This window comes from Streptomyces sp. NPDC017056 (assembly GCF_044332485.1).
GTDB lineage: Bacteria > Actinomycetota > Actinomycetes > Streptomycetales > Streptomycetaceae > Streptomyces.
The window spans coordinates 12,046-30,900 of sequence record NZ_JBIRPD010000026.1; the positions used below are offsets into that span (position 1 = coordinate 12,046).

12 protein-coding genes are annotated in these 18,855 nt (G+C 72.4%); all 12 read left to right on the plus strand.

The window, feature by feature from the left end; all coding sequences use genetic code 11:
* Positions 1-267 precede the first annotated feature (267 nt).
* Positions 268-1,746, plus strand: a complete 1,479-nt coding sequence (locus ACH4OW_RS34270; RefSeq protein ID WP_360134191.1) for a sugar transferase — start codon at positions 268-270, stop codon at positions 1,744-1,746.
* 82 nt (positions 1,747-1,828) lie between these two features.
* On the plus strand, positions 1,829-3,148 hold the full coding sequence (locus ACH4OW_RS34275) for a nucleotide sugar dehydrogenase (protein WP_398031948.1): 1,320 nt from the start codon (positions 1,829-1,831) through the stop codon (positions 3,146-3,148).
* 1 nt (position 3,149) lies between these two features.
* The gene (locus tag ACH4OW_RS34280) at positions 3,150-4,409 is read left to right on the plus strand and encodes a glycosyltransferase family 4 protein (protein ID WP_398031951.1); all 1,260 of its coding nucleotides are present in this window, start codon (positions 3,150-3,152) and stop codon (positions 4,407-4,409) included.
* On the plus strand, positions 4,406-5,806 hold the full coding sequence (locus tag ACH4OW_RS34285; protein ID WP_398031954.1) for a Wzz/FepE/Etk N-terminal domain-containing protein: 1,401 nt from the start codon (positions 4,406-4,408) through the stop codon (positions 5,804-5,806). Before ACH4OW_RS34280 ends, ACH4OW_RS34285 begins: the two co-directional genes overlap by 4 nt.
* Complete coding sequence (locus tag ACH4OW_RS34290; protein ID WP_398031956.1) at positions 5,803-7,407, plus strand: Wzz/FepE/Etk N-terminal domain-containing protein; 1,605 nt, start codon at positions 5,803-5,805, stop codon at positions 7,405-7,407. The genes ACH4OW_RS34285 and ACH4OW_RS34290 overlap by 4 nt, the downstream gene beginning before the upstream one ends.
* A gap of 3 nt (positions 7,408-7,410) precedes the next feature.
* Complete coding sequence (gene asnB / locus ACH4OW_RS34295) at positions 7,411-9,339, plus strand: asparagine synthase (glutamine-hydrolyzing) (protein ID WP_398031958.1); 1,929 nt, start codon at positions 7,411-7,413, stop codon at positions 9,337-9,339.
* Positions 9,340-9,364: 25 nt separating this feature from the next.
* Positions 9,365-11,554 carry a bi-domain-containing oxidoreductase gene (locus ACH4OW_RS34300; protein ID WP_398031960.1) on the plus strand — a complete coding sequence of 730 codons (2,190 nt, stop codon included), beginning with the start codon at positions 9,365-9,367 and terminating at the stop codon, positions 11,552-11,554.
* A complete protein-coding gene (locus tag ACH4OW_RS34305) occupies positions 11,551-13,539 on the plus strand; it encodes an alginate lyase family protein (protein WP_398031963.1) in 1,989 nt (662 codons plus the stop codon). The genes ACH4OW_RS34300 and ACH4OW_RS34305 overlap by 4 nt, the downstream gene beginning before the upstream one ends.
* A 9-nt stretch (positions 13,540-13,548) precedes the next feature.
* A complete protein-coding gene (locus ACH4OW_RS34310) occupies positions 13,549-15,075 on the plus strand; it encodes a right-handed parallel beta-helix repeat-containing protein (RefSeq protein WP_398031965.1) in 1,527 nt (508 codons plus the stop codon).
* Position 15,076: 1 nt separating this feature from the next.
* The gene (locus ACH4OW_RS34315; protein WP_398032134.1) at positions 15,077-16,378 is read left to right on the plus strand and encodes an O-antigen ligase domain-containing protein; all 1,302 of its coding nucleotides are present in this window, start codon (positions 15,077-15,079) and stop codon (positions 16,376-16,378) included.
* Positions 16,379-16,386: 8 nt separating this feature from the next.
* Positions 16,387-17,595 (plus strand): glycosyltransferase, encoded by a 1,209-nt coding sequence (locus ACH4OW_RS34320; RefSeq protein WP_398031968.1) that lies wholly within the window; start codon positions 16,387-16,389, stop codon positions 17,593-17,595.
* Positions 17,592-18,845, plus strand: coding sequence for a class I SAM-dependent methyltransferase (locus ACH4OW_RS34325; RefSeq protein ID WP_360134221.1), 1,254 nt, complete (start codon positions 17,592-17,594; stop codon positions 18,843-18,845). The genes ACH4OW_RS34320 and ACH4OW_RS34325 overlap by 4 nt, the downstream gene beginning before the upstream one ends.
* Positions 18,846-18,855 lie beyond the last annotated feature (10 nt).

Below are 18,855 nucleotides of genomic sequence, written 5' to 3' on the forward strand. Positions count from 1 at the left end.
GAGCCCGCGAGGGGCCTTGGGTGCGGGGAGCGCCCGAGGTTTCGACGGGTTCCCGCGCACCCGACAGCCCTGCCAGGACCAGTGCGTCCGCAGGGCCTGGGTGGGCTGTCCAAGTAGTTCGAGTAGCGCTCAAAACGGCCGGGGTGTCACCCGGGAGGCGGGGGCCTCTCGCGGAGAGGAACAGCGCGGAGCGGGGGGCGGGGGCCTCCCGGGGGCGAGAAACAGTGTTGGGCGAACACGTCGAACCACTGGGAACCGGGGGGTTCTGTGCAGCAGGGGGGATTAGTCAACCCGTTTCCGTCGGCGCGCGGGCGCCTGGCGAACGGGGCAAACAGCCAGCCCGTGATCGACTGGGAGCATCGGTACCGCCGTACCGTGATCACCAGCGACTCCGTCGCCACCGCATTCGTGGTGGCGGCGATCGGTATCTTCTTCGGGGCCCGCGATGCGGCCAACTGGCACGAGAAATGGGGGATTCTCGCCTTCGGCACCGAACTGCTGGTGCTGGGAGCGCTTGCGGTGAGCCGGGCGTGGACTCCGGCCGTACTCGGCCAGGGCGCCGAGGAATTCCGCCGGCTCGGCCGTTCACTGTTCACGGCGGCGGTCGTACTGGCGCTCGGCGGGATCGCCCTCACCTCGCGCAACATCAAACTCTGGATCTTCGTCGCGATCCCCGCGATCGCACTCGTCACCATGACCGCGCGGTATTTGCTGCGCCTGGCGCTGCACAAGCAGCGCAAGGAAGGGCGGTGTCTGAGACCGGTGCTCGCCGCCGGGAGCCCGGACACCGTGCGCGATCTGATCACCAGGGCCCGTAAGTTCCCGCACCTCGGGTGGCGGGTGGACGCGGTGTGCACGACGGACGGCCGCGGGCTCGACGGCGACCAGCTGGACGGCGTGCCGGTCGTCGGCCGGCTGGCGGACGTCGCCAACCACGTCCGTCGCGACGGCTACCGTGTCGTCGCGATCACTCCGGACCCGCACTGGTCGCCGGACCGGCTGCAGCGGCTGGCCTGGAACCTCGAAGGCAGCGACGCCGAGATGGTCGTGGCCCCCGTGCTGATGGAGGTGGCCGGTCCGCGGCTGCACGTCGACGCGGTGCTGGGGATTCCGCTGCTGCGGGTCAGCATGCCGACCTTCACCGGGGGCCGCCGGGCGATCAAAGGGGTCGTCGACCGGCTGGGCGCAACGATTCTGCTGGTGCTGTTCGCGCCGCTGCTGGTGCTCGTCGGGCTGCTGGTGCTGGCGGACAGTCCTGGTGGGGCGGTCTACCGCCAGCGCAGGGTCGGCAAGGACGGCCGCGAGTTCACCATTTTCAAGTTCCGCACCATGGTCGCCGGGGCCGACGCGGCGCGTTCCGGACTGGCCGGCCTCAACGAGGGTGCGGGGCTGCTGTTCAAGATCCGCCGGGACCCGCGGGTGACCCGGGTGGGGGCGGTGCTGCGCCGGTATTCCATCGACGAGCTTCCGCAGCTTTTCAACGTGCTCACCGGGTCGATGTCGCTCGTCGGTCCGCGGCCTCCGTTGCCCGAGGAGTCCGCCGCGTACGGCCCGGACATCCGGCGGCGGCTGCTGGTCAAGCCCGGCCTCACCGGCCTGTGGCAGATCAGCGGGCGCAGCGACCTGCCGTGGGAGGAGGCGGTCCGGCTGGATCTGCGGTACGTGGAGGACTGGTCGCTCGCCCTGGACGCGGTGATCTTGTGGAAGACGCTGCGTGCGGTGCTGTACGGGCAGGGGGCCTACTGATGCGCGAGGGACTGCGGCGAAACGATCCTGCCGACGCGCGGACCGCAGGCCGGAAGGGTCTGCCTGGGGGGAGGGACGGGACATGAGGGTCAGCGTTTTCGGGCTCGGCTACGTGGGCTGCGTGTCGGCAGCGTGCCTGGCCGGTTTGGGGCACGAGGTCATCGGGGTGGACGTGAACCGGGTGAAGGTCGACCTGGTCAACGGCGGCAAGGCCCCGGTGGTCGAGGAGCGGATCGGCGAACTCGTCGCCGACGTCGTACGGACCGGGGCCTTGCGCGCCACCGGTGACGTCCGCGAGGCGATCGTGGGCAGCGAGGTGTCGCTCGTCTGCGTGGGCACGCCGTCGGAGCCCAACGGCAGCCTGTGCACCACGTATCTGGAGCGGGTCACCGAGCAGATCGGCGCGGCCCTGGCGGAGCGGGGCGGCCGGCACACCGTCGTGTTCCGCAGCACCATGCTCCCGGGTACGTGCATGAACCTGCTGGTACCGATCCTGGAGAAGAACGTCGGCGGCACCGCCGGAGTGGATTTCGGGGTCGTGGTGAACCCGGAGTTCCTGCGCGAGGGCACCAGCGTGCGGGACTTCTTCGACCCGCCCAAGACCGTCATCGGCGAGCTCGGCCCGGCGAGCGGTGATGTCGTGGCGGCGCTGTACGAGAGCCTGCCCGGCGAGGTGTTCCGGGTGCCGGTACCGACGGCCGAGGCGATCAAGTACGCGGACAACGCGTTCCACGGCCTCAAGATCGGCTTCGCGAACGAGCTGGGCGCGGTGTGCCAGGCACTCGGGGTGGACTCGCACCAGGTGATGGACGTATTCCTGGCCGACCGCAAGCTGAACATCAGCCCCGCCTACCTGCGGCCCGGCTTCGCCTTCGGCGGCTCCTGCCTGCCCAAGGACCTGCGCAGCCTGGTCCACGCGGCGCAGCGGGCGGACGTCTCGGTACCCATCCTCTCCCATGTGCTGCCCTCCAACTCCGCCCATCTGCAACGGGCGGTGGAGCTGGTCGAGCGCACCGGCAAACGCCGGGCGGGCCTGTTCGGGCTGTCCTTCAAACCCGGCACCGACGACCTCCGCGAGAGCCCGCTCGTCGAGCTGGCGGAGCGGCTCTTCGGCAAGGGGTACGACCTGCGGATCTACGACGCCAACGTGCGCCTCTCCCAACTGATCGGCGCGAACCGCGAGTACATCGAGACCCGGCTGCCGCACCTCGCGCAGCTGCTCGCGGACTCCGTCGGCGAGGTGCTCGAACACGCCGAGGTGTGCCTGGTCGGCACCAGGGACCCGGCCGTGCTGTCGGCGCTGCCCCATGGCGGCGACGGCCCGGTGATCGTCGATCTCGTCCACCTTCCCGACGCCGAGGCGCGCCGGGCCGAACCGGGGTACGTGGGCCTTGCCTGGTGACGTGAAGAGCGCCGGCGGGCCCGCCCGCCGCGCGCTGGTCCTGGTGGAGAACCTGTCGGTGCCGTTCGACCGGCGGGTGTGGCAGGAGTGCACGACGCTGCGCGACGCGGGCTGGACGGTGCACGTCGTCTGTCCCCGTGGGGAGAAGCGGGACACGGAGGCGGAGGCGGTGATCGACGGGGTGCGGATCCACCGCTACCCGTTGCGCGCGGCCACCGGAGGGCCGGCCGGTTATCTGCGGGAGTACGGCTCGGCGCTGTGGCACACGGCCCGGCTGGCCCGCAGGGTCGGCCCGGTCGATGTGGTCCATGCCTGCAACCCGCCCGATCTGCTGTTCCTGCCGGCGCTGTGGTTGAAGCGGCGCGGCGCGCGGTTCGTCTTCGACCAGCACGACCTGGTGCCCGAGCTGTACCTCTCCCGGTTCGACCGCGGCGAAGACCTGCTCTACCGCGCCGTGTGCGCGCTGGAGCGGCTGACCTACCGGGCCGCCGATGTCGTACTGGCCACGAACGAGAGCTACCGGGACGTCGCGGTGCGCCGTGGCGGCCGGCGGCCGGAGGACGTCTTCGTGGTGCGCAGTGCGCCCCAGACAGATCGGTTTCAACCCGCGCCGCCGGAAGCGGGGTTGAAGCGTGGCAAGCCTCATCTGCTGTGCTATCTGGGCGTCATGGGACCGCAGGACGGCGTCGACTATGCCTTGCGGGCCCTCGCCAAGCTGCGCGACGAGCTGGGGCGGACCGACTGGCACGCGGTGTTCGTCGGCTCCGGCGACGCCTTCGACGCGATGGTGGAGCTGTCGCGGCGGCTCGGGCTCGGTGCGCAGGTGCAGTTCACCGGGCGCATTCCGGACGCCGACCTGGTGCGCTACCTGTCCACCGCGGACGTGTGCCTCTCCCCCGACCCGCGCAATCCGCTCAACGACGTGTCGACCATGAACAAGGTCCTGGAGTACATGGCGATGGGCCGGCCGATCGTCTCGTTCGACCTCCGGGAGGCGCGCGTCTCCGCCGGTGACGCCGCCGTCTACGCGCCCGCCAACGACGAGGCCGAATTCGCCGGGCTGATCGCGCTGCTGCTGGACGACCCGGAGAAACGGGCCCGGATGGGAAAGATCGGCCAGGAGCGGATCGGCGGGCGGCTTTCCTGGCGGAACTCGCAGGCGTCGCTGCTCGCCGCCTACGCCGCCGCCTGCCGCGACCGCCCTCCGGTGCGGGCGGGCAGGCCGGGCCGGGGCCGGGCAGGAAGGTGGCCGCGCCGTTGAGCGAGGACACGATACGCCTGGTCACGATCGGGCGGATGCTCCGTCGGCGCCGGCGGCTGATCGCCGTCCTCGCCGTGGTGGGCGCGCTCGTCGGCTACGGCGCCTCGGTGCTGCTGTTCCCGCCGCGGTACACGGCGTCGGCATCGGTGCTGCTGCCGGGGCAGTGGGAGGAGCGCGAGCTGCTGACCCAGGTGCAGATCGCGGCCAGTTCGGCGGTGGTCGACCGCGCGGCTGCCAGGCTCGGCTGGGCGGGCGTCAGCGGCGATGAGTTACGGGATCGTGTGAGCGCCAAGGCCGCCGACGGGAACATCGTCAAGATTTCGGGAACGGCCGACACCCCGGAGCGCGCGCAGCAGCTCTCCGACCGGGTGGCACAGGAGTTCGTGGCCTTCGCCGCGCGGATCGCGGGCGCCAGTGGCGACTCCGAAGCGGACACCGGGCCGGAGGCGCTGCGGAAGAAGGTCGCGGAGACCAACCGCCGCATCACCGAGCTGGCCAATGCCGCCGATCCGGGGCGGACCGTGGAGAGCGTGCAGGTCCGTACCGCGCTCGAAAAGCTGCGTACCGCACTACAGGAGGCCATGAAGAAGCTGGACGAGGCCGACCCGACGGCCGAGAAGGCCGGCATGGTCGTCATGGGGCCGGCGGCCCGGCCGACCGGCGAGGTGCCGCCGACGAGGATGCAGCTCGTCGTTGCCGGGGCGCTGCTGTTCTTCTTGTTCGGGGTCATCGGCCATCTCGCCGCCGCCCGGGCCGACCGCCGGCTGCGGACCGGACCGGAGATGGCGGCGGCGCTGGGTTCGGCGCTGCTCGGTACCGTCGACGTGCCTGGTGAGCGGAGTACGTCACGGCCGGGAGGCGGTGACCGGCGGGCCTTGGTCCGCCGGCTGCTGGGCGTCGACACCCGGTGGGACGTACCGGCCCCGCAGCGGTCCGGCGACGAGGCCGGCAGGCGGATCCGCTACCGGCGGGTGTGCGCCCGCATCCGGGGCCGGCTGCCGGTTCCCCGGCGGCTGCTGGTCGTCGTACCGGACGGTGACGAGGTCGCCCGCCAGGCCGCCGGGCAGCTCGTCGCCGAGGCCGGGAGCGTTTCCTCCCCCGGCTCTTCGGGCGGCGGAGAACCGATGCTGCGGATGGTGGAGGTTTCGGTGTCCCGGCCGACGGTGCCGGACCGCGGCACCGAGTCCGGTGTGCTGGTCGTGCTCAGCGCGGGCAGCCGGACCGCCGGGGAACTCGCCGGCATCGCCGAGGCGTGTGCGGACGCCGGGCACGAGGTCGTCGGCACCGTCGTCGCCGGCCCGGTCCGTACCCGTCCGGCGCGGTCTGCCGGTCGTCCGCCGGAGAACGCCACTCCGTCGCTCGCGGTCCGCGGCCACGCGACGGGAGGTCCGGCGTGACGACGAGCACGACGCCGGAGTCGCCGGCGACCGCTCCGCTGCTGGACCTGCAGGCGCTGGTCGTGGCGGTGCGCAGGCGCCGACGCCTCTGGTGCTCCATGGCACTGCTGGGACTGCTGATCGGCGCGGCAGCGGCGATTCTGATGCCACCGCCGCCTACCGCGGTGACCAAGGTGCTGGTCGCGCACAAAGAGGACCAGCCGAACGACACCGGAACGCTGATCCGCACCGACGTCGCGCTGCTGGGCACCACGCGGATCGCCGGCCAGGCCCTGAAGGCCCTCAAGTCGCCGGAGAAACCCGAGGACTTCATACAGGACTACCGGGGCACCGGTTTGACCAACAACCTGCTACAGATCGATGTGACGGGTCGCAGCGAAGCGGAGGCGGTGGCCCGGGCCAAGGCGCTGGCCGACGCGTTCGTCGCGGACCACGTGCGGCGGATGCGGGAAACCGCGCAGGCCGAGGCCAAGGCCCTGCTCGACCAGCGTGACCGCATGCGGGACGAGCTGGCCCAGGTCAACAAGGCGATCGGGGACCGGTCGCCGAAGAGCGACCCGAAAGCGTCGGCGAGCCTGGAGGCGCTCTTCGCCCGCCGGGCCGAACTCACCTCGCGGATCACCGACTTCGACCAGCGCGCCGCGGACGCGCGCACCGGCACGCCCCGGCTCGTCGCCGGCACGCAGATCGTGGACGCCCCACGCGCCGTGCGGCACTCCCTGCCCAAGGCCGCTGCCACCAAGGCCGGGATCGGGCTCGTCCTCGGTCTCGCGCTGGGGCTCGCGCTGGCCGCGGTCGGCGCGGTGGTGGCGGACCGCCCCGTGCTGCGCCGGGAGATCGCGGCGAACCTGGGCGCCTCGGTCATCACGGAGCTGCGCCGCGCGCCGCGCCGGCCGGCCGGGCGGTGGCACAGCCGTCGGACCCGTACGGCGTACGAACGACTCACCGTGACTCTGGCCCGGACCGCGCGCGGCTCAGCGGAACCGGTGTCACTGCTGGAACTGGGCTGTGCGCGCAGCACGAGCGTGATCGCCCTGAACGTCGCCGGGGCGCTGGCGGCGGAGGGGCCCGTGGCCGTCGTCGACGGCCTGCCCGGCCCGGAACTCTTCAACAGCCGCCAGACGCCCGGGGACACGACGGTGGTCAGCGGCGAGCGTGCCGACGCCGTGCCAGCGCACGTGCGACGGCTCGGCGTCGGCTCGGTCGCGCCCGGCACGGCGTGGACCGACCTCCGGTACCTCGGCACCCGGACCGTGCTCGTCGTGCGGGCCGGGCACGGCAGCGCCGCGTGGCTGCACACCGTGGCGCGGCAGCTCGCGGACCAGCGCATCGCGGTGATCGGTGTGGTGCTGATCGACCCCGATCCGCGTGACCGGACCGACGGCACGCTGTGGGACAGACCGCGTACGGCGCTACACGGCCCTTATGAGCGGCTGGCCTGGCAGCACGGGACGAGCCAGCCGCGGGCGGAACGGCTGGCCCGGCAGCACGGTGGGGGGACCTCCCACGCCGTTCAGGCAGTGGGGGAAGCCCAGTTGCGGGCGGAGCGGCCGTCGGTGTCGGCGGCGCGGGCCCCGGGCAGCGACCAGGAGGCGCGGTAGGACATGTGTGGCATCGCAGGTACGTACCGCTGGCCGGACGGGAAGGCCGTGACCGACCGGCTCACCGGTGTCCTCGCCCACCGCGGCCCCGACGGGACCGGCCGCTACAGTCACCCCGCCGGTGACGGCGAAGTGCACCTCGGGCACCGCCGGCTGGCCGTCATCGACCTGTCCGGGACCGGCGCCCAGCCGATGGTCTCGGGCGGCCTCGCCCTCACGTACAACGGCGAGCTGTACAACGCGCCCCAACTGCGCGCCGAGCTGGCAGCGGCCGGGGTGCGCTTCCGCGGTACCTCCGACACCGAGGTGCTGTTGGAGGCGTGGCGGCGCTGGGGCACCGACTGCCTGCCCCGGTTGCGCGGCATGTTCGCGTTCGCGGTCTTCGACGAGCGGACCGGGGAGCTGGTGCTCGCCCGCGACCAGCTCGGCATCAAGCCGCTGTTCCTGCTCCGGCGCGGTGCGGGCCTGCTGTTCGCCTCCGAGCTCAAGGCGCTCGCCGCGGTGACCGGCGGAACGCTGCAAGTGGACCATGCGGCGCTGGTGGCCTCGCTGCTGTACTACTGGGTGCCGGACTCGCGCTGCGCGTTCCGCGAAGCGGAGAAGCTGCCGCCGGGCAGCTGGCTGCGGTGCCGGCCCGACGGCCTGGTCGAGAGCGGCCGGTACTGGAATCTCAGGGACGTCGCCGCCGAGTCCCGGGAGCGGGCCCGCAGTGGCGGGCAGCCGGACGTCGCCGCCGTCGTCGAGGATTCGACCCGGCGCCACCTGCTCTCCGACGTGCCCGTGGCGACCTTCCTCTCCGGCGGCCTCGACTCCAGCTACCTGACCGCGCTGGCGGCCCGCGACCGGCCCGGGATCTCCGCTTACACGATCGGGTTCCGCGCCGAGGACGCCAGATTCGAGGCGATGCCGGACGACCTGCGCTACGCCCGGCAGGTGGCCGAGCGGTTCGGCGTCGATCTGCACGAGATCGAGATCGCCCCGAACGTGCTGGACCTGCTGCCGCGGATGACGTACCACCTGGACGAGCCGATCGGCGACCCCGCCGCGATCAACACGTTCCTGATCTGCTCGGCCGCCCGGGAGGCCGGGGTCAAGGTGATGCTCTCGGGCATGGGTGCCGACGAGCTGTTCGCCGGGTACCGCAAGCACCTGGCCAACCTGCTCGCGCTGCGCTACCAGCGCATCCCGCGGCCCGTGCGCAGCGGCCTGTCCGCGACCGTGGACCGGCTGCCGGTCGCCACGTCCCGCCGGGGGTTCCGGTCGGTGCGCTTCGCCAAGCGGTTCCTGTCCTTCGCCGGGCTGCCGGAGGAGACCGCGTTCCGGCGCAGCTACACCATGTACGACCAGGACGAGCTGCTCGCCCTGGTCGATCCGGACCTGGCCGGGGCGGTCCAGGACGTACTGACCGAGCACGCGGACGTCTACCAGGACAACGACCTGGACGACTTCGTCAACCGCATGTGCCTGGGCGACGCCCGGATGTTCCTGCCGGGCCTGAACCTCGCGTACACGGACCGCTCCAGCATGGCCGCCTCCACCGAGGTGCGGGTGCCGTACGTGGACGTCGAGGTGGTCAAGGCGGCGTTCGCGGTACCCGGTGATCGCAAGATCGTCGGTCGGCAGGGCAAGGCCGTCCTCAAAGAAGCGGCCGCCTCGGTCCTGCCCCGGGAGATCGTGTACCGGCCCAAGGGCCTGTTCAGCGCACCGCTGCGGGCCTGGATGAGCCGGGACCTGGCACCGCTGGTGCGCGAGGTGGTGCACGACGGCGTGCTCGTCGGTTCCGGGCTCCTGCGCCGCGACGCGCTGGCGCGCATGGTCGCCGAGGACGCCGCCGGGCAGCGGGACTTCTCCAAGCACCTGTGGCACGTGCTGACCCTGGAGTACTGGTATCGCGGCGCGACCTCCGGCTCCGGCCGGAGCCGGGCGGCTTGACGGCGTGGAGACAAGAGGAGCTCGGGTGAAACAGGTCGTGCAGAACTACAAGAGCGGCGAGCTGACGGTGCTCGACGTGCCGGTTCCGGAGTGCAAGCCGGGTGGCGTGCTGGTCCGCAGCGCCTACTCGCTGATATCCACCGGGACCGAACTCATGAAGGTGTCCGAGGCCGGCATGTCGATGGTGGGCAAGGCCCGCTCCCGCCCCGACCAGGTGGCCAAGGTCATGCAGAGCGTGGCCACCAATGGGGTGCCCGCCACCTACCGCAAGGTGATGGGCAAGCTGGACTCCTACACGCCGCTGGGCTACTCGCTGTGCGGAGTGGTCGAGCAGGTCGGCACCGGGACCGACGACGTGGCGGTCGGCGACCTGGTGGCCTGCGCCGGCAACGAGCACGCGCTGCACGCCGAGTTGAACTGGGTGCCGAAGAACCTCTACGCCCGGGTGCCGGACGGCCTCGCGCCGCGGCACGCGGCCTTCGGCACCGTCGGGTCGATCGCGTTGCAGGGCGTCCGGCGCGGCGAGCCACAGCTCGGCGACACGGCGCTGGTCATCGGCCTCGGGCTGATCGGGCAGCTGGTGGTACAGCTGCTGGCCGCCTCGGGAGTCCGCGTCGTCGGGGCCGACCCCGACCCGGTGCGCTGCCGGCTGGCCGAACGCCTGGGAGCCGCGGCCTGCGGCGATCCCGCGTCAGCGGCTGTGGAGTCCGCCGTCGCCGGGCTGACCGGCGGTCACGGCGTGGATCAGGTGTACCTGGCCGCGGGCGGCGGCAGCAACCAGCCCGTCGAGCTGGCCGCCCGGTTGAGCCGGGACCGCGGCCGGGTCGTCGACATCGGCAAGTGCCGCCTGGACCTGCCGTGGAACGCGTACTACGAGAAGGAACTCGACGTACGGTTCTCCCGCTCGTACGGCCCCGGGCGCTACGACCCGGAGTACGAGCTCGGCGGCCGCGATTACCCGATCGGCTACGTGCGCTGGACCGAGCGCCGCAATCTGGCGTGCTTCCTCGACCTCCTCGCCCGCGGCCGCGTGGACGTGGAGCCCCTGGTCTCCCTCACGGCCGACTTCGAGGACGCCGTCGAGACGTACCAGCGCCTGAAAGACGGCGGCCTGAAAGCCGTGGCCGTGCTGTTCCGGTATCCCGAACACAAGGCGGAAACGGAGGTTCCGGCGGTGGCCGTGCCCGCGGTGAACACGCGGGCGCCCGCTCCGGCCCGGCCCGTCAAGTCGCCGGTGCGGCTGGCGTTCGTCGGCGCGGGAAATTACGCGACGTCGATGCTGCTGCCGCACCTGGCACAGCGCGACGGCGTCACGTTGTCCGTAGTCGTCACCACGACGGCGCTGTCCGCGGCCAACGCGCAGCGGAAGTTCGGCTTCGCCGAGGCGACCACCGATCTCGACGCCGTGCTCGGCGACGCGTCGGTCGACGCGGTGTTCGTGGTCACCCGGCACAGCTCGCACGCCGAACTGACCCGGAAGGCACTGCTGGCCGGCAAGGCGGTGTTCGTGGAGAAGCCCCTGGCCCTCACCGAGGACGAGTTGGCCGGGGTGCTCGCGGCGGTGGAGGAGTCCGGCAACGACCGGCTCCAGGTGGGCTTCAACCGCCGGTTCGCGCCGCTGCTGCGGGAGGCCCGGCAGCGGTTCGGCGCCCGGAGCGGTCCGGCGCACCTGCGCTACCTGGTCAACGCGGGCCGGCTGGAGCACGGCAGCTGGTACCTCCGGCAGGGCACCGAGGGCTCGCGGTTCGCCGGCGAGGGCGGGCACTTCGTCGACACGGCGAGCTGGCTGATCGGGGCCGACCCGGTATCGGTGTATGCGGTCGGCACGTCCGGCAACCAGGACATTCAGGTCGTGCTGCGCTACCCGGACGGGTCCACCGCCACGATCAGCTACGTCACCACCGGCCCGGCCGGCTTCCCCAAGGAGACGCTGGACCTGGTCGCGGACGGCCGTGCGCTGCGGCTCGACGACTTCGTCCGCGCCTCGGTGTTTTTCGAGAGCACCGCCGGCCGCAAGCGGTGGGTCAGTTCGCGGTTGCCCAAGGCCCGGGACAAGGGCCAGTCCGCCGAGCTGGCCGCGTTCGTCAAGGCGGTGCGGACCGGTGGGCCGATGCCGGTGCCGCTGGATTCGCTGGCCGCCACCACGGCGGCCACCCTCGCCGTGCAGGCCGGCCTGGCCGGCGGTACGCCGGTGACCTTGGCGAGGACGCCATGACCATGAACGCGGGCTGGTACCTGCGCCGCCTCTCCCGGATGGGACCGCGGGAGGTCGGCGGCCGGGTGGGCGACGCGGTGCGCAGACGGCGGTGGCGGTCGGCGCGCCCCGACTGCCCGAGGGTGACCGGCGCCCGGTTCACCGCGGTACTGCCCGCCGGGACGATCGCCGCGGTGCCACCGGACGCCGCGAAACGTCTCGTAGCGGAGGCGGACCGGTTGATGTACGGGCACGCCGAGTACTTCGGGGTGGTCCGCGACGACCTGACCGACCCGGACTGGTGGTGCGACCCGAAGACCGGGCGCCGGGCCCCGTGGGGCTACGCCTTCGACGTGCCGTACCGGAACGAGGACGCGGTCGGCGACATCAAGCAGATCTGGGAGCCGTCCCGGCACCAGTACCTCACCGTGCTCGCCGCCGCCTACGCGATCACCGGCAACGAGCGGAACGCCGAGCGGGTGGCCGCGCTCCTGCGGTCGTGGTGGAAGGCCAACCCGCCGCTTCGGGGCGTGCACTGGATCAGCGGCATAGAGCTGGGCATCCGGCTGCTGTCCTGGGTGTGGATCCGCCGGCTGCTCGACGGCTGGCCGGGCGCTGCCGGTCTTTTCGAGGGCAACCCGGTGGCGCTGAACCAGATCTGGCATCACCAGCGCTGGCTGGCCGCCTTCCCCAGCCGGGGGTCCTCGGCGAACAACCACGCCATCGCCGAGACCGCCGGGCAGTTCGCGGCGGCCTGCGCGTTCGGGTGGTACCCCTCTTCGGCGCGCTGGCAGGCCGGCGCGCTGCGGTCGCTGGAGCGGCACCTGCGCGGCAACACCTTCGGCTCCGGTCTCAACCGCGAGCTGGCCACCGAGTATCACGGGCTGGTGCTGGAACTCGGCCTGGCCGCGGTGGCCGAGGCGGATGCCGCCGGTGTGCCGGTCCCCGCGTCCGTCCGCCTTGTGCTGCTGCGGATGACCGACGCGCTCGCGGCCATCGTCGACTGCCGGTTGCGGCCGCCGCGGCAGGGGGACGCGGACGACGGCCACGGTCTGGTGCTGGACGGCGCGGGCACCGACCGCTGGGGCTCGCTGCTGGCCACCGGGGACGCCGTGTTCGGCCGGCTCCCCTGGTGGCCCGAGGTGACCGGCACCGATGTGCGTACCCCGCTGCTGGCCGCGCTCGTCCGGCCGTACGCGAAGGACGGAACCGGCCCTGCCGTGTCCCGCCCGGCGAGCCGGCCGGCCCACTTCGCCGACGCGGGCATGACCGTCCTGCGCGGTCCCGGGGAGATCTGGTGCCGCTGCGACGGCGGCCCGCACGGCTTCCTGTCCATCGCCGCGCACGCCCACGCGGACGCGCTGTCCGTGGAGGTCCGGCACGACGGGGTCGATGTGCTCGCCGACCCGGGGACGTACTGCTACCACGGGCAGCCGGAGTGGCGGCAGTACTTCCGGTCGACCCTCGGCCACAACACCCTGCAACTGGACGGCGCCGACCAGTCCGTCTCCGGCGGCCCGTTCCTGTGGACCCGGCATGCCCGCAGCCGCGTCCTGGCCGCGGACGCGTCCGGCGGGGAGGTGGCCCGCTGGTGCGCCGAGCACGACGGCTACCGGCCCTCCGTACACCGTCGCCGCGTCGAACTGGTCGCCGCGAGCCGGGAGTTGCGTGTGGTTGACGAGGTGCGCGGCCCGCGCCGAGCCGTGCGGCTGGCGTTCCACCTCGGCCCGGCGATCAGCGCGGAGCTGGTGGGCAACCGGGCAGCGCTCACCTGGACCCGGGACGGCGAGGACCGGTCCGCGGTGCTCGACCTGCCCGGGCAGCTGACCTGGCGGGCCCATCGCGGGGAGACCGGCCCCTCCCCCAGCTCTTCGGGCGGGGGGCACCCCATGCTGGGCTGGTACTCCCCCGGCTTCGGGCGCAAGGAACCCACCACGACGCTGGTCGGCACCGGATTCAGCGACGGCGGGCAGGGGTTCGCCACCGTACTCAGGTTCCGCGGCTAGGGGGGACGCGTGGGGATCAAGTGGCGGAATCGGGCGTTGCCGGTGGCGGCACTGGCACTGCTGGCGTCCGGCTGCGTCGGCACGCCGGGCGCCGGGTCGCAGCCGACCGCCGCGCCCTCCACGTCCGGGGCCCGGTCTCCCGTGGCCAAGGTGTGCGCCAAGCCCGCGGCCGGGCCGGCGAAGGCGCCGGCGGGCGCGGTGACGGTCGACCCCGCGGTCGTCGGCGACCTGGCCGCGAAGACCAAGAGCAGCCCTCCGGGCACCACGTTCTGGCTCCGGCCGGGTGAGCACCGGCTCGATCCGGACCGCTACGCCCAGGTCGTCCCCAAGAAGGGGAACCGCTACCTCGGCGCGCCGGGCGCGGTGCTCGACGGCCGGAAGAAGAACCAGTACGCGTTCAGCGGCAGCGCCCCCGACGTCACCATCCGCCACCTGACCGTGCAGGGTTTCGTCGCGCCGCACGACGAGGGCGTGGTCAACCACGACTCGGCCGACGGGTGGGTGATCGAGCACGCGACGATCCGGCACAACTCCGGCGCCGGGCTGATGGCCGGCGCCCGCCAGCGGGTCCGCGCCAGCTGTCTGCGCGACAACGGGCAGTACGGCATGAACGCGTACAAGAACAGCGGGCCCATCAACGGTCTGGTGGTCGAGGGCAACGAGATCGCGGGCAACAACACCGGCGGCTGGGAGCGGCGGCGCGAGGGCTGCGGCTGCACCGGCGGGGTGAAGTTCTGGGCCGTCAACGGCGCCGACATACGCGGCAATTGGGTGCACGACAACCGCGGAACCGGCTTGTGGGCGGACACCAACAACAACGACTTCCGCATCGAGAACAACGTGCTGGAGGCCAACGACGGAGCCGCGCTGATCTACGAGACCAGCTACAACGCGGTCATCCGCAACAACACGGTCCGGCGGAACAACTGGGTCGAGGGCCGCAGGTACGCCGACCGCGGCGACAGCTTCCCGTTCGCGACCGTCTACCTGTCCGAGTCCGGCGGCGAACCACGGGTCAAGGCCCGCACGGACAAGATCGAGATCTACCGGAACGTGCTGGAGAACAACTGGTCCGGAATCACCCTGTGGGAAAACGCCGACCGGTTCTGCAACAGCCCGGCCAACACCTCCTCCGGTGACTGCACGCTGCTGGTACGGCGCGCCGACCGCTGCGCGCGGCCCGCGATCGCCGAAGCCCCGCTCTACGCCGACTGCCGGTGGAAGACCCAGCGGGTGGACATCCACGGCAACCGCTTCGTGCTGGACAAGTCCGTCGTGGAGTGCACGGTCAAGTGCGACCGGATGGCGGTGCTCGCCAACTACGGCACCTACCCGGACTGGTCGCCGTACCAGGGTGAGCGGGTGGCCGAGGCGATCACCCACAAGCAGCTCAACCGCTGGCACGACAACGTCTACCTCGGCCCCTGGACCTTCGTCGCCCACGACCCCAGCCGGGTGCTCGACTTCGGCCAGTGGCAGAACCCGCCCTACCAGCAGGACGCGGGCAGCACCCTCGACCCACGGGCCGGTGATTGAGATGGGCGGGGACCTGCGGCGCGCCGGACTGCCGGGCGAAGCGGACGTGGCGGGAATCCGGCCGTCCGCCGCCGAAGCACGCCCGACCGGCACACCGAAGAGCGTGGGGGTCGTCTGGGGGCTGCTGATCCTCAACACGCTCGGCTCGGCCGGGGCGAAGACCGTCATCCCGCTGCCCCGCTCCCTCATCCAAGTGGTCACCATGGGCGCGCTGGTCGCCGCGTTCACGCTGGCGCTCGCGCTCAACCTCCGGCTGCGCATCCGGGCCAGCGCCTTCCTGCTCCTGCTCACCCTGCTCCTGGTGCCGAGCGTGATCTCCAGCCTGCAGTTGGAGTCCGGGCTCGGCGCGCTGTTCCGCTGCGCCCGGCTGGCTCTCTTCATCGGCACGCTGTGGCTGCTCAGCCGCTGGTGGGACGGCGGTACGACGTTCGTACGGCACCACATCCGGATGTACTTCGCGGTGCTCGGTTCGGTCGCCGCCGGCCTGGTCGTCTCGCCGGGCGCGGCCCTGCCCGATCTGTACGGCGGGCGGCTGGTCGGAGCGCTGTGGCCGCTCACCCCGCCGCAGATCGGACAGTACGCCGCAGTGATCGTCGGGCTCACCGTGCTGCTCCTACTGGGCCGCCGCACCGACAAGGCGGGCGCGGCGGTGGTCATCGTGCCGTCACTCGTCCTGCTCGCGCTGACCCATACCCGTACGGCCACCCTCGGCCTGCTCATCGGACTGGCGTTGGCGGTCGGCTCGCTGCTGCTGACCAGCGCCGCCGCGCGCCGGTTCGTCACCTGGGCGGTACTGTGCGGCGCGGTGGCGGCGGTGGGGTTCGCCTCCGCGCTGCGGGCGTGGTTCCTGCGCGGCCAGAGTCAGGAGTACCTCACCAGCCTCACCGGCCGGGCCACGGTCTGGGACGCCCTGCTGGCAGCGCCCCGGTCGGCCGTGGAGACGTTGTTCGGCGTGGGCCTGGGCGACAAGTCGTTCGGCGGGCTGCCGATCGACAACAGCTGGCTGGCCGTCTACCACGAGCAGGGCCTGACCGGCATCGCCCTGGTGGCGGCGCTCATCCTCGTGCTGGGCGGTGTCGCGTTGCTGCGGCCACCGTCACTGCCGAGGGCCTGTGCGCTCTTTCTGATCAGCTACTGCGCCATCGCGTCGTACACCGAAGCCGGGCTGGGCGACGCCTCGCCGTACCTGCTGCACCTGGCCGTGGCCGCCTCGCTGCTGGCGGCACCTGCCGAAGCCGCGCCCCTCGCGACGCCCGCAGTTCCCCGACGACACGTCCCGCGCTGGGCCCGGGATCGGAGGTGACCTCGCACATGCACGTCCTCGTAGTGCACAACCGCTACTCCTCGGCGCAGCCGAGCGGCGAGAACAAGGTCGTCGACCAGGAGGTGGGGCTGCTGCGCGCGGCCGGCCACCGGGTCGAGGTGTTCGAGCGGCGCAGCGACGACATCGCCGCCCGGTCGTTGCCGGGCAAGGCCGCGGTGCCGCTGCTGGTGCCGTGGAACCCGGCGGTCCGCGCGGAGCTCGCCGCCCGGCTCCGCACCGCACGCCCCGACGTGGTGCACGTCCACAACGTCTTCCCGCTCCTGTCGCCCGCGGTGCTGGCCGCCTGCGCCGACGCCGGCGTCCCCGCCGTCGCCACGCTGCACAACTACTCCCAGGTCTGCCCGCCCGGCACGCTGCAACGGGACGGCCGGCCGTGCACCGAGTGCGTCGGGTCCGCGCCGCTGCCCGCCGTGCGGCACGGCTGCTACCGGAACTCCCGGCTGGCGACGGTGCCGCTCGCGGTCGGCCTGTCGGTCAACCGGCGGCGGTGGAGGTCGGGTGTGGCGCGGTTCTTCTGCATCTCCGCGGCGCAGCGCGACGTCCTGGTGCGGGCCGGCTTGCCGGCCGAGCGGCTGGCGGTGAAGCACAACTTCGTTCCTGAGCCGGGCGTCCGCCGGTCGGGCGACGGCGAGCAGGTGCTCTATCTCGGCCGGCTCGCGGAGGCCAAGGGCGTGCGGCTGCTGATGGCCGCGTGGGACGAGATCGCCGCCGGCGGCGGTGTGGGGGTGCCGCTCGTGGTCGCCGGTGCGGGGCCGCTGGAGCAGGAGGTGCGGGCCTGGGCGGCGGGCCGGGACGACGTGCGGTACGTCGGCCTGTACGACGCGGAGCAGTGCCGGCAGGCCGTCGCGCGGTCGGTCGCCGTGGTGGCTCCCTCGACGTGGCTGGAGGCGTTCGGCCTGGTGGTCGTGGAGGCGATGGCGGCGGGGGTGCCGGCCGTCGCCGCCGGTCACGGTGCCTTCGTCGAACTCGTCGAGGACGGGGTGAGCGGGCTGCTGCACCGGCCGGGCGACTCCGCCTCGCTCGCGTCCTGCCTGCGCCGGATCGCGGCCGGGCCGGCCCGCAACCGGGAGATGGGCCGGGCGGCCCGGCGCCGTTACGAGCAGGGTTTCAGCCCGGCCGTCGGCCTTGAGCGCCTGGTGGAGGGGTACCGCTGCGCGATCGCGGAGCGGACGGAATCAATGGGGGGCAGTAGATGACACGATGCCGACTCTGCGGCTCGGCGGCGCTGGCCAGCGTCGTCGATCTCGGAGCGACTCCGCCGTGCGAGAGTGTGCTCGCCGCGGACCAACTGGACCGGCCGGAGCCGACGTACCCGCTGCACCTGCGGGTCTGCACCGAGTGCTGGCTCGCGCAGCTCCCTCCGCTGATCACCCCGGAGGAAACGTTCACGCAGTACGCGTACTTCTCCTCCTACTCGACCTCCTGGGTGCAGCACGCGCGCAGCTTCGTCACCGCTGCCGTACAGCGGCTGGGTCTCGGCTCCGAAAGCTCCGAAAGCTCCGACGCCTTCGTGGTCGAAGTCGCGAGCAACGACGGTTACCTGCTGAAGCACGTGGTGGACCGGGGGATCCGCTGCCTGGGCATCGAACCGTCGGTGAACGTCGGCGCCGCGGCGCGGGACGCGGGTGTGCCCACGCTCACCGCGTTCCTGGACCCGGCGACCGGCGCGGCGGTCCGCGCCGAGCACGGCCCGGCGAACCTGGTCGTGGCCAACAACGTCTACGCGCACATCCCCGACGTGGTCGGGTTCACCGAGGGCCTGCGCGCCCTGGTCGCCGACGACGGCTGGGTCTCCATCGAGGTGCAGCACCTGCTGACGCTGATCGAGCAGAACCAGTACGACACGATCTACCACGAGCACTTCCAGTACTACACGGCCGCCTCCGCGGCCCGGGCGCTGGCGAGCGGCGGACTCACGCTCGTGGACGTCGAGTTGCTGCCCACGCACGGCGGCTCCATCCGGCTGTGGGCCCGGCCTGCCGAGGTGGCCGGCGAGCCGTCCCGCCGGGTGGCCGACGTACTGGAACGGGAGAAGGCCGCCGGGCTGCAGGAGCTGTCCGGGTACACCGAGTTCTCCGCCCGCGTGGCCAAGGTGCGCCGGGACCTGCTGCGGTTCCTCGTCGAAGCGGCCGAGCGCGGCGAGACGGTCGTCGGCTACGGCGCCCCGGGCAAGGGCAACACCCTGCTCAACCACTGCGGCATCCGGCCCGACCTGCTCCCGTACACCGTCGACCGCAACCCCTACAAGCACGGCAGGTTCACCCCGGGCACCCGCATCCCGATCCTGCCGCCCGAGCAGATCAGGACCGACCGGCCGGACTACGTGCTCGTCCTCCCCTGGAACCTGCGGACCGAGCTGGTCGAGCAGCTGTCCTACGTGCACGCCTGGGGCGGCCGCCTTGTCTTCCCCATCCCGGAACTGAACATTGTCGAGGTCACGTCGTGAAAGAGGTCGC

Excerpts from the sequence above, each read along its gene's own strand:
- ACH4OW_RS34275 (WP_398031948.1), top strand. The coding sequence starts at position 1,829 with ATGAGGGTCAGCGTTTTCGGGCTCGGCTACGTGGGCTGCGTGTCGGCA.
- asnB (WP_398031958.1), top strand. The coding sequence starts at position 7,411 with ATGTGTGGCATCGCAGGTACGTACCGCTGGCCGGACGGGAAGGCCGTG.
- ACH4OW_RS34305 (WP_398031963.1), top strand. The coding sequence starts at position 11,551 with ATGACCATGAACGCGGGCTGGTACCTGCGCCGCCTCTCCCGGATGGGA.
- ACH4OW_RS34315 (WP_398032134.1), top strand. The coding sequence starts at position 15,077 with ATGGGCGGGGACCTGCGGCGCGCCGGACTGCCGGGCGAAGCGGACGTG.
- ACH4OW_RS34320 (WP_398031968.1), top strand. The coding sequence starts at position 16,387 with ATGCACGTCCTCGTAGTGCACAACCGCTACTCCTCGGCGCAGCCGAGC.
- ACH4OW_RS34325 (WP_360134221.1), top strand. The coding sequence starts at position 17,592 with ATGACACGATGCCGACTCTGCGGCTCGGCGGCGCTGGCCAGCGTCGTC.